This window comes from Halobaculum marinum (assembly GCF_029338555.1).
GTDB classification, from domain to species: Archaea; Halobacteriota; Halobacteria; order Halobacteriales; family Haloferacaceae; genus Halobaculum; species Halobaculum marinum.
Window position 1 is genome coordinate 1,941,978 of record NZ_CP119989.1, and the last position, 9,215, is coordinate 1,951,192.

Sequence of the window (9,215 nt, forward strand, 5' to 3'; positions counted from 1 at the left end):
TTACGCTTCGACGGCTTCGTCGAGTTCTTCCAGTTCCTCGATCGGGTCGAGGTCGTCGGCCATCAGTTTGCGGACGCCGACGCCGACCAGCACGAGGAACACGAGGCCGATCAGTGCGCCGACGGCGCGCCCCGCGCCCGACTCCGACGCCTCGTCGGTGTCGTCCGTCTCGATGTCGACGTCTGCGTCCTCCATCTCTGGCGGGTCGTCGCTGCTCCCACCGATGACCGAGGAGGGGCTGAAGTCGAGGCCGTCGTGCACGTGCAGTTCGAACAGCGTGAAGTCTGCCATACTTGGGATAACGCCGCGCGAAGTGTTATTCGTTTGGGTGGACCCCGTGGTAGCTCGGCGCGCAGATCGGGGGGCTGCGCCGGGATCCCCCACGGCGTCGGGCGGCGACGAGCGGTCGGCGGGGGACCGTCGACTTCTTCGGTGTCGACTCCAGCGACTCGGTATGGACACGGAGCGACGCGAGTTCCTCGACGACCTGCTCACCACCCCCTCTCCCTCTGGCTTCGAGACGGACGGCCAGCGCGTCTGGGCCGACTACGTCCGGTCGTTCGCCGACGAGGTGACGACCGACGCGTACGGCAACGCGGTCGCCGTCCACGAGGGGTCCGGCGACGGCCCGGAGATCGCATTCGCCGGGCACGCCGACGAGATCGGATTTATGGTCCGCCGGATCACCGACGACGGCTACCTGCGACTGACCCGCGTCGGCGGGTCCGACCGGACCGTCTCGAAGGGCCAACACGTCACCGTCCACACCGACGACGGTCCCGTGCAGGGCGTGATCGGACAGACCGCGATCCACCTGCGCAACCCGAGTGACGACGAGATCGAAGACGTGAGCGAACAGTTCGTCGACGTGGGTGCGAGCGACGAGGCCGAGGCGCGCACCCTCGTCGAGGTCGGCGACCCCGTGACGTTCTCCTCGACCGTCGAGGACCTCCACGGCACCCGCCTGTCGGCCCGCGGGATGGACAACCGAGTCGGCACGTGGGCCGCCGCCGAGGGGCTTCGACGCGCCGTCGAGGCGGACGTGGGCGCCACGGTGTACGCCGTCTCGACCGTCCAAGAGGAGGTCGGACTCAACGGAGCAGAGATGGTTGGCTTCGACCTCGACCCCGACGTGGCGGTCGCCGTCGACGTGACCCACGCGACCGACAACCCCGACGTGGACGACGACTCGAAGGGCCCCGTCGAGTTGGGCGCGGGGCCGGTCGTCGCCCGCGGGTCGGCGAACCACCCGACGGTCGTCGACCTCGCGCGCACCGCCGCCGAGGAGACGGGGATCGACTACCAACTCCAGGCCGCGGGGATCCGGACCGGCACGGACGCCGACGCGTTCTTCACTAGTCGCGGCGGGACGCCCGCGCTCAACGTCGGCATCCCGAACCGCTACATGCACACGCCCGTCGAGGTCGTCGACACCGCGGACCTGGTCGCGGTCGCGGACCTGTTCGGCGCGATGGCCGAGCGCGCGCCGGCGTTCGCGCCGTTCGCGGTCGACATCTGAGGCGCCCCTCTGGAGGCGACGCCGACTCTCAGAAGCGATCCCACTCGTAGAACCACCACGCGGCACCCAGCAACAACAGCCCCGCCCCCAGCGCCGAGGTGGCTGGTTCGGGGAACACGAACAGGAGGAAGCCGACGATCAAGAGGGTCGACGGTGCGAGTTCGTCCGACAGCGAGGACCACGAGAGTTCCATCACCCGACGTGTCGTCGCGAGACCACTTGTCGTTTGCCGCCGAATCGACGGCGCGGCCGGCGACGCTCAGCGCCGGTTGAGTTCGATCTCTTGGCCCTCGACGTCCTCGAAGGCGGCGACGAGGCCGCCGACGGTGACGTTGCCGCCGTCGGGGTCGGCGACGGTGAAGGAGGCGACCTGCTCGGAGGCGTCGTACTCGTAGTCGACGACGGCGCCCTCGACGCGGATCTCGTTGCCCGTCTCCACGTCGCGCCCGGTGATGACGGCGCCGAAGTCGCCGCCGACCTCGTGGATGTCCTTGACGGCGCGGCGGATGGACGCGTACGTCCGCGGGAACGGGCGCTTCTCGCCGTCGACGGCGATCGTGTCGGCCGTCGACCACAGCACGGTGCCGAAGAAGCCGGAGACGAGGAAGCCCAGCGCCGAGCGGTTGAAGATGACGCCGTAGCGGTCACGGTCGTCGCGGAGGGCGTCTTGGGTCGCGTACACGGAGTACTCGCCGTCGGCGACCGCCAGCACCGGCGTCGTGATGCCGCGGCGACTCCGGGCCTCGGTGGCGACGGCCTCGTAGTCGAACTCGGCGGGTGCGGGCGCCCGCGAGGCGGGCGTGACGAGCAACTCGACGGCGACGCCGTCGTCGATGCGCTGCTCCAGCGGTTCGCGGAAGCGACGCAGCAGGTCCGGCGTCAGCGAGACGGCCAACTCGTACTCGGCGGACTCGATGACCTCCTCCAGGTAGCGGAGGATCGTCGACCGCGACTTGACCAGCGACACCGCCTCCGTGTCACGCGTCGGCGCCGTGTAGCGCGCCTCCAACTCGTCGACCATCTCCGACAGCGACGAGCGGATGTCGCCGAACGCCTCGCCGGGGTCAACCGCGACGATCTTCATCGGGCGCGACTCGCGAAGCTCCACCAGTCCGCGGTCCGACAAGCTCCGCACCGTGTCGTACACACGGGGTTGCGGGATGTCCGTCTCGCTGGCGATCTCCGAGGCCGTCAACTCGCCGTGCTCCAGCACCGCGAGGTACGCGTCGATCTCGTACTCGCCGAGGTTGAAGCGCTCGCCGACCCGCTCCATCGTCGTCCTGAGGTCGTCGGTCATACGTCCACCGACCGTCTGCAGCACCATGTGTTTTACTGAAATGCGAGTAGTACCGGGTTCCGAAATCTCGTTGTGGCTCGCCCGCACTCGATCCGGTCGGGAGACGGTCCGCGCTACATGTACATCCGGTCGGGCGGCTGCTCCTCCTCGCCGTGCTCTTCGAGTCGCTCGGCGAGGTTCCGGTAGTACTCCCCGACCTCGTGGGCGAACGACTCCAACGGGCCAGTGTCGACGCCGAGGTCGTACACGCGGTCGACGGCCTCCACGAGACGAACGGCGGCCTCCACGTCGGGCGCCTGCGCGTGGACCGGCGTGACGTAAACGGCGACTGCCAGCGCCGACTCCATCGCGCGCGCCATCAAGGCGGCGTTCGTCCCGTCGAGGAAGCCGTTCGCCATGGGCGGGATCGGCGGTGCGGCCTGTGCGGTCGCGTCGTCCGTCGCCTCGGCCCCCGTTTCCGCCGTCGACTCGTCGGTCGGCTCCGTCGACTCTTCGTCGAGTGACTCCCCGTTGGTCGACGCTGCGGTCGCATCCGGCACGGCGGTGGTCGCCAACTCCTCGGCGTGTGCCGCGCGGTAGTCGTCGCTCGCGACGAAGAACGCCCGGTGTTCCTCCGGCCCGTGGGCGAACGGGACCCCCGAGAGGACGGCCACCTCCTCGACGCCGGCAGTCTCCGTCCACCCGAGGATGGCGCGCGAGAACGGCTCCGCGAGGGCGACGGGGACGAACAGCTCCCCGACGAGCACCGTGACGTCGAGGTCTGGCCGCGAGAACAGTCGGGTGGGGTACCGCGGGCGACCGTTCTCGAACGGCGTGATCGTCGGGAGACCGTCGGCGCGAATGTGGCCGGTCTGCTCCAACGAGAGGTGGTTCACGAGGTAGTCTGCCGCCGTCAACCCCGCGAGGCCGAACTGGGAGAACCCCGCGATCACGGTCCGCGACGGCGCTGTCTCGGTCGAGACGTGGAACGTGGCGGGCTCGTCGACGTGATTCATGTCACCCGATTCGACCTTCGGGGGGTTAGCAGTACCGGGGAACCGACCGCGACGGGTCGCCGGCTCGGACCGCGTGAGGGGAACGCTTTTTCGGGCCGACGCCGACGCCCGCGGTATGCAGACCGGGACCACCGTCACGAACGCCGCGGCGTCCGCGCCGGCCCAACTCGGGTCCGGAGCGTCGCAGGCCGGAGACAGCGTGATCGGTACGCTCACCCGGCTCTACAACGGGCTGTTGGAGGTTCCGGGGGTGAAGGTCGCCATCGTCCTGCTGTTCCTGGCGCTCGGGGCGGTCGTCGCGACGTACATCGTCCGACTCCTCGGCAGGCCGGTCGCGCGTCGCTTCGCCCGCGAGTCGGTCGCGCAGGTGGTGTTGCGCGGGTCGCGATTCGCCGTGGTGATCCTGTTCGGGTTCGTCGGGCTCAACGCCGCGGGCATCGAGTTGGGCAACATCGTCCTCTCGGTGGGTGTGTTCTCTGCGGTGGTCGGTATCATCCTCGCACCCATCGTCGGCTCGGTGATCAGCGGGCTGTTCGTCCTCGCAGACCAGCCGTTCGAGATCGGCGACATGGTGGAGTTGCCGGACGGCACCCGTGGGTTCGTCGAGGACATCACGCTCCGCTACACCAAGATCTTCACCGTCGACAACACGTTCGAGGTGATCCCGAACTCCTACGTGCGCGACCACCGGGTGACGAACCTCTCGGCGGAGGACGAGCGCACACGGCTCACGCTCCCGATCCTCGTCACCTACGAGTCGAACATCGGACGCGCCCGGTCGCTCATCGAACGGGCCGCCGCCTCCTGTGAGGCGGTGATCGAGGGCGGGCCGGACGTGCGCATCGGCGTGGCACGCTACCCCGCGAAGCCGACGTGCTACATCGACAGTTTCGGCGACCACGGCGTCCAGATCACGCTGCGCTACTGGGCGCGGAACCCGTACAAGCCGCTGACCGTCCGCTCGCAGGTGCAGACTGCCGTCTGGCGGATCCTCGAAGACGACCCGGACATCGACGTGGAGTTCGCGTACCCGCACAGCCACCTCGTGTTCGACGAGACGAGCGGGGTCGCGCAGGTCGCGATGCAGGAGGGCGCTCCGACTGGCGAGCGGGTGAACGCCAGAGAACCCGACGCGAGCGCCGTGGACACCCCCGCCGACTCCGACCGCTGATCCGGTCGCTGAGTCGTCCGGTGGGAGTGTGTCGTCGCCGGTGTTACTCCTGCAGTTCGAACGCGACCTCGACCTCCGCCTGGTACTCGCGCCCCTCGACGGACGCGACCTCGACGCCGAACTCCGTCACCTCGACCCAGTGGACGTTGTCCAGTGTCGCCTCGGCGCGGTCGATGGCGTCGTTCGTCGCGGCGTCGAAGCTCTCGGTGCTGCGGCCGATCAAGGTGATCTTCTTGAAGACCATATGACACACCTCACGATGAGCGGGCAAAAAGGTACGCTCGGCTGACACAGCGCCGACGCCGCGCGAACTCAGCGAGTTCCGCGCCGCCCGTCGAGTCGCTCGGTGACCGCGCCGACGACGTCGGTGAGGTGCGCGGTCCCCCACGTCGCGACGATCACCGCACCGACCAGGTCGAACACGAGGTCGAGGATGGTGTCCTCGAGACCGTACTGGGTGAGCACCCGCCCGCTGCCGAGCGTCGCCGCCGCACCGCCGATGGCGAACTCGATCACTTCCCAGAACACGCCGAAGGCGGCGACGAACACCAGGATGAACACGAACATGAACCGCGGCGGGAGGTACACCGCGTCGGTGTGCTCGTCGACCGCGCGGGCGACGGTGTAGCCGACCGCCGCCACCACCGACGACGACAGCGCGTGGGTGAGGTGGTCGTAGAACGGGATCGGACTCGTCTCGTTGTAGAAGCTCTCGACGAGTCCCGGCACGCCGACGACGCCGAACGCGTGGAGGAAGACGGCGGTGGAGATCCACAGTGTGAGGCCCGCGTCCATCGGGAGGTCGTACTCCCGCTCCAGCGCCGCCGGGAGGAACGTGACGCCAAGCGCGACGAGGCCGTTGACGACGACGCCGGTCGACCCCCGCTCGATGCCGATGCCGACGAACATGATCATGAGCACCTGCATCGCGCGCGTCGCCTGCCGCTGTCGCCGCGCCGAGATGCCCAGGACGTCGCGGACTTTCATGCCTCGGCCACCTCCACGTCGATCCGCGCGGCGCCGTCGGCGCGCCGGCGGAAGTAGTACTCGAACAGGAGTCCAGCGACGACACCCGCGAGCGTCGCGGCGACGAAGTCCCACATGAGCGCCGTCTCGACGACGTGCTCGGGACGCCCGTCGAGCAGGTAGCTCGTGCCCAACAGCGTGTCCGCGAAGTAGCGTCCCACCGCCCACACGCCCGCCGCGGCCATCGTCGTCAGCGTCACGAAGAACACCGCGAACGAGTGCGTCATCCGGACGGGTGTGAACACGTCCAACTCGACGGCGATGATGAGCGCCACCGTCGCCACCGCGAGGAACGTGGTCACCCTGCCTGTGAAGGTGACACCACCGACCGTCTCGCCGACGACGAGCGTCCGCCCGATCGCTGGCAACGACGCGAGTGCCAGCACCTCCCACGGGAGCATCGCCGTCGCGTCCCGGAACGCCACCGGCGGGACGAGGGCGATGGCGACCATCGCGACGACGAACGCCCCCCACACCTGCTCCCCGACGACCAGTTCGCGGACCGCCACGGCGACGGTGAACGCGAGCACCAGCCATCCGAGGGCGGCGTTCGTTCGCCGCTCCTCGACCACGGCCCGAAGCCCCGACTGCGTCATTAGCGGTTCAGTGGGCCGCCGTCGGGTAAAAGTGCCGGCCTCCGAAGACCTCCCGGTGCCGTTCGCGACGGGTCGTCAGGCGACGCCCGCGAGGTACGCGAGCAGGTACGCCGCCGCCGCGAGCGTGACGGCGGTGAGCCCGGTGAACAGCGCCCGCTCGACGCCCGGAGCAGCGAACTCCGGTGCCAGCGCCGCCCGGCCGCGCCGCCGCACGCGGACGGGGATCACACCGACCGCCCCCACGGCGAGCACCGAGAACACGAACGGGTACGACAGGTCGAGCGTCGGCGCGGGGATGACGAACACGCTCGCGGCGTAGCCAGCGCCGGCCATCGCCCGGGGGTCGATGAGTCGCGGGAGGTCGAACGGGCGCACCTCGCGCCCCTCGATTTCCGCCCGGAGGCGACTCCAGACGAGGACGGCGGCCCAGACGGTCGCCAACTCGACGGCGAACGCGCCCAGCAGGTGCACCACCGGGTCGCCGGCCAACTCGACACGCCCGTTCAACACCTCCGTCGCGAACGGGTACAGCAGCGCCGGCGGTTCGCCAGTGAACACGTCGCCGAACGGGTGGGAGACGAGGCCGACGAGCGCGAGCGTGAACGTCGTCCGCGCCGAGAGGTCGCTGCGACGCCGGATACCCTCGCCCAGTGCGAGCGCGGTCGCGACGAACGCGACCGTGACGAACGCCGCCAAGCCGCCCCCGACGGTTGCGGTGACCGCGACGAGGCCCGCCGCCAGCGCGAGTGCGACGGCACGAGCGGCGACCCGACCGTCGACCCACGCCGCCGCCGCGAGTGCGACGACCGGCGCGACGACGACCGAGTGCGTGACCGCCCGGTGGACGACGTTCCCGGTCGACCAGAACGACTCCGCCAGGCCGAGCGCGCCGGCGCCGCTCCCCAGACTGGCGGCGACGCCGACGAGCGCGTACCCGATGTCAACGTCGGGTGCGGCGGCGAACAGCCCCGCGACGACGCCGTACGCGAGTGCTCTCGACGGGTCCCGGCCCGTCCGGCGGGCGAGGACGGCGACCACCGCGAACGCCGCCAACGCGTGACCCACGAACATGAGAGGTTAGTACCCCCTCATCGGATTTAAGTCCGCGGCTCAATCCGTCACACGCCACCACGGCACACCCCGTACCTGTTCGGGCACAGCGCCGGTTCAGTCGTCTGCGGTCGCCGCGACCGTCGTCTCGGTGTCCACGTCGTCGATCTTGGTCCACTTCTTCTCGATCTCGGCGTTGCCGCGGACGACGGTGTCGTCGTCGACGGTGAGGCGGGTCTTGCGGAGTTCGATGGACTGCACAACCCCCTCGGTGCCGCCGATGTCGACGGTGTCGCCGGGGTTGAAGTCCCGGTCGCGCAGGAGGTAGACGCCGGCGACGGCGTCGGCGATCATGCTCGACGTGGCGTAGGAGACGCCCAGCGCGAGGAAGCCCGCCGCCGTCCCGAGCGACGTGGCGATGCCCTCGAGGCCGACGATGGAGAGGAACGACAGGCCGACGCCGAACCAGAGGAACACCGCGACGACGGTGGCGACGAACTGCCGGTACACTGGCGACTCGCCCGGTACCGTGCGCCTCAGGAACGCCTTGAGGACGGTCATGACGACTTTGATCCCCACACTGGCGATCACGAGGAAGACCACGCCCGCGAGGACGTCCGGGAGTGCCGCGGTGATGTCGGTGACGAAGCGGTTGAGCGCCTCCTCGACGAGTGACTGCCCGGACTGGAGCGGGAGTGTGTCGGTCATGCCCGGGTGTGCGAGCGGGTGGGTCTTAGCATCCCTGCCCGCGGTCGTCGCACGCGGCGGTGGGACTCGTCACTCGTGTGCCGCGTCCCACTCGTCGGGCTTGCGGATGTTCCCGCACTCGTTGCACTCGATGCGGCCCATCGAGTCCATCGCGTTGTTCACCGTCTCGCAGTTGCCACAGAAGTAGCCCCAGCGGACGTCGCCCGACTCGTCGGCGTACGTGTGGAAGAACGGCGCCTTCGCGCCGCGCTCGCCGACCGCGCGGTCGACGTAGAGGTCGCCCGCGGCCGTCTCGACGACTTCGAGGTTCATACCATCTGGAGGGAGCCGACGCTGTTGAACATTCTGGGTCCGAAACTGAAGACGCAGCGGTCCACCGGACGTGTGCTTACGTCCGGAACGACTCGCCGCAGCCACACTCGGCCTCGACGTTCGGGTTCTCGACGTGGAAGCCGGCCGCCTGCAGCCCCGACTCGTAGTCGAGCGTCGAGCCGCCGATGTAGTTCATCGACGCCGGGTCGACGAACACACGCAGGCCGTGTTGTTCGGTGATGCGGTCGTCCTCCTCGGGTTCGGTGTCGAAGCGCATCCCGTAGGACAGCCCCGCACAGCCGCCCTGCTGGACGAACAGCCGCAGGCCGCTCACGTCGGTGTTCATCCCCTCGCACTCCATGAGCGACACCGCTTCCTCGGCGGCCGCCGGCGTCACCGTGACGGCCGTGTCGAGGTCGCCGCCCCCGGACGCGTCGGTACTCATGGAAGATAGATCCGGGCACACGCGTATAACCCTGACGCCGGGTGGCACCGATATCCGGTATCTCGGGCGATTCGGCGCCTCACTCGGCTCCATCGA

The 9,215-nt window shown here is 69.4% G+C and carries 13 protein-coding genes; 2 read left to right on the forward strand and 11 right to left on the reverse strand.

All coding sequences use genetic code 11. The annotated features are described in order from the left end of the window. Window positions 1-291, reverse strand: a complete 291-nt coding sequence (locus P0R32_RS10070; RefSeq protein ID WP_276236831.1) for a hypothetical protein — start codon at window positions 289-291, stop codon at window positions 1-3. A 163-nt stretch (window positions 292-454) separates the two neighbouring features. Here P0R32_RS10070 and P0R32_RS10075 point away from each other — a divergent pair, with 163 nt between their 5' ends. Then, the gene (locus tag P0R32_RS10075) at window positions 455-1,519 is read left to right on the forward strand and encodes a M20/M25/M40 family metallo-hydrolase (RefSeq protein WP_276236832.1); all 1,065 of its coding nucleotides are present in this window, start codon (window positions 455-457) and stop codon (window positions 1,517-1,519) included. 28 nt (window positions 1,520-1,547) lie between these two features. On the opposite strand, the gene P0R32_RS10080 is transcribed toward P0R32_RS10075, so the two are convergent. From P0R32_RS10080 to P0R32_RS10090, 3 genes are all read right to left on the reverse strand, one after another. Continuing rightward, entirely contained in the window at window positions 1,548-1,712 is a 165-nt protein-coding gene (locus P0R32_RS10080) for a hypothetical protein (protein ID WP_276236833.1), read from the reverse strand. Window positions 1,713-1,778: 66 nt separating this feature from the next. Beyond that, window positions 1,779-2,816, reverse strand: a complete 1,038-nt coding sequence (trmB, locus tag P0R32_RS10085; RefSeq protein WP_276236834.1) for an HTH-type sugar sensing transcriptional regulator TrmB — start codon at window positions 2,814-2,816, stop codon at window positions 1,779-1,781. 113 nt (window positions 2,817-2,929) lie between these two features. Next, entirely contained in the window at window positions 2,930-3,811 is an 882-nt protein-coding gene (locus P0R32_RS10090; RefSeq protein ID WP_276236835.1) for a proteasome assembly chaperone family protein, read from the reverse strand. A gap of 115 nt (window positions 3,812-3,926) precedes the next feature. On the opposite strand from P0R32_RS10090, the gene P0R32_RS10095 reads away from it, so the two are divergent. Then, entirely contained in the window at window positions 3,927-4,982 is a 1,056-nt protein-coding gene (locus P0R32_RS10095) for a mechanosensitive ion channel family protein (protein WP_276236836.1), read from the forward strand. A 43-nt stretch (window positions 4,983-5,025) separates the two neighbouring features. On the opposite strand, the gene P0R32_RS10100 is transcribed toward P0R32_RS10095, so the two are convergent. From P0R32_RS10100 to P0R32_RS10130, 7 genes are all read right to left on the reverse strand, one after another. Next, window positions 5,026-5,226 carry a dodecin gene (locus P0R32_RS10100; RefSeq protein ID WP_276236837.1) on the reverse strand — a complete coding sequence of 67 codons (201 nt, stop codon included), beginning with the start codon at window positions 5,224-5,226 and terminating at the stop codon, window positions 5,026-5,028. A 68-nt stretch (window positions 5,227-5,294) separates the two neighbouring features. Next, complete coding sequence (locus tag P0R32_RS10105) at window positions 5,295-5,969, reverse strand: DUF2238 domain-containing protein (RefSeq protein ID WP_276236838.1); 675 nt, start codon at window positions 5,967-5,969, stop codon at window positions 5,295-5,297. Next, on the reverse strand, window positions 5,966-6,604 hold the full coding sequence (locus P0R32_RS10110; RefSeq protein WP_276236840.1) for a hypothetical protein: 639 nt from the start codon (window positions 6,602-6,604) through the stop codon (window positions 5,966-5,968). Before P0R32_RS10110 ends, P0R32_RS10105 begins: the two co-directional genes overlap by 4 nt. A gap of 75 nt (window positions 6,605-6,679) precedes the next feature. Continuing rightward, entirely contained in the window at window positions 6,680-7,675 is a 996-nt protein-coding gene (locus P0R32_RS10115) for a metal-dependent hydrolase (RefSeq protein ID WP_276236841.1), read from the reverse strand. Between the two features lie 96 nt (window positions 7,676-7,771). Beyond that, window positions 7,772-8,362 carry a mechanosensitive ion channel domain-containing protein gene (locus tag P0R32_RS10120; protein ID WP_276236842.1) on the reverse strand — a complete coding sequence of 197 codons (591 nt, stop codon included), beginning with the start codon at window positions 8,360-8,362 and terminating at the stop codon, window positions 7,772-7,774. A gap of 69 nt (window positions 8,363-8,431) precedes the next feature. After that, window positions 8,432-8,674 carry a DUF5816 domain-containing protein gene (locus P0R32_RS10125; protein ID WP_276236843.1) on the reverse strand — a complete coding sequence of 81 codons (243 nt, stop codon included), beginning with the start codon at window positions 8,672-8,674 and terminating at the stop codon, window positions 8,432-8,434. A 76-nt stretch (window positions 8,675-8,750) separates the two neighbouring features. After that, window positions 8,751-9,119, reverse strand: coding sequence for a HesB/IscA family protein (locus P0R32_RS10130; protein WP_276236844.1), 369 nt, complete (start codon window positions 9,117-9,119; stop codon window positions 8,751-8,753). Between the last annotated feature and the right edge of the window lie 96 nt (window positions 9,120-9,215).

Excerpts from the sequence above, each read along its gene's own strand:
- P0R32_RS10070 (WP_276236831.1), bottom strand. The coding sequence starts at position 291 with ATGGCAGACTTCACGCTGTTCGAACTGCACGTGCACGACGGCCTCGAC.
- P0R32_RS10075 (WP_276236832.1), top strand. The coding sequence starts at position 455 with ATGGACACGGAGCGACGCGAGTTCCTCGACGACCTGCTCACCACCCCC.
- P0R32_RS10080 (WP_276236833.1), bottom strand. The coding sequence starts at position 1,712 with ATGGAACTCTCGTGGTCCTCGCTGTCGGACGAACTCGCACCGTCGACC.
- trmB (WP_276236834.1), bottom strand. The coding sequence starts at position 2,816 with ATGACCGACGACCTCAGGACGACGATGGAGCGGGTCGGCGAGCGCTTC.
- P0R32_RS10090 (WP_276236835.1), bottom strand. The coding sequence starts at position 3,811 with ATGAATCACGTCGACGAGCCCGCCACGTTCCACGTCTCGACCGAGACA.
- P0R32_RS10095 (WP_276236836.1), top strand. The coding sequence starts at position 3,927 with ATGCAGACCGGGACCACCGTCACGAACGCCGCGGCGTCCGCGCCGGCC.
- P0R32_RS10100 (WP_276236837.1), bottom strand. The coding sequence starts at position 5,226 with ATGGTCTTCAAGAAGATCACCTTGATCGGCCGCAGCACCGAGAGCTTC.
- P0R32_RS10105 (WP_276236838.1), bottom strand. The coding sequence starts at position 5,969 with ATGAAAGTCCGCGACGTCCTGGGCATCTCGGCGCGGCGACAGCGGCAG.
- P0R32_RS10110 (WP_276236840.1), bottom strand. The coding sequence starts at position 6,604 with ATGACGCAGTCGGGGCTTCGGGCCGTGGTCGAGGAGCGGCGAACGAAC.
- P0R32_RS10115 (WP_276236841.1), bottom strand. The coding sequence starts at position 7,675 with ATGTTCGTGGGTCACGCGTTGGCGGCGTTCGCGGTGGTCGCCGTCCTC.
- P0R32_RS10120 (WP_276236842.1), bottom strand. The coding sequence starts at position 8,362 with ATGACCGACACACTCCCGCTCCAGTCCGGGCAGTCACTCGTCGAGGAG.
- P0R32_RS10125 (WP_276236843.1), bottom strand. The coding sequence starts at position 8,674 with ATGAACCTCGAAGTCGTCGAGACGGCCGCGGGCGACCTCTACGTCGAC.
- P0R32_RS10130 (WP_276236844.1), bottom strand. The coding sequence starts at position 9,119 with ATGAGTACCGACGCGTCCGGGGGCGGCGACCTCGACACGGCCGTCACG.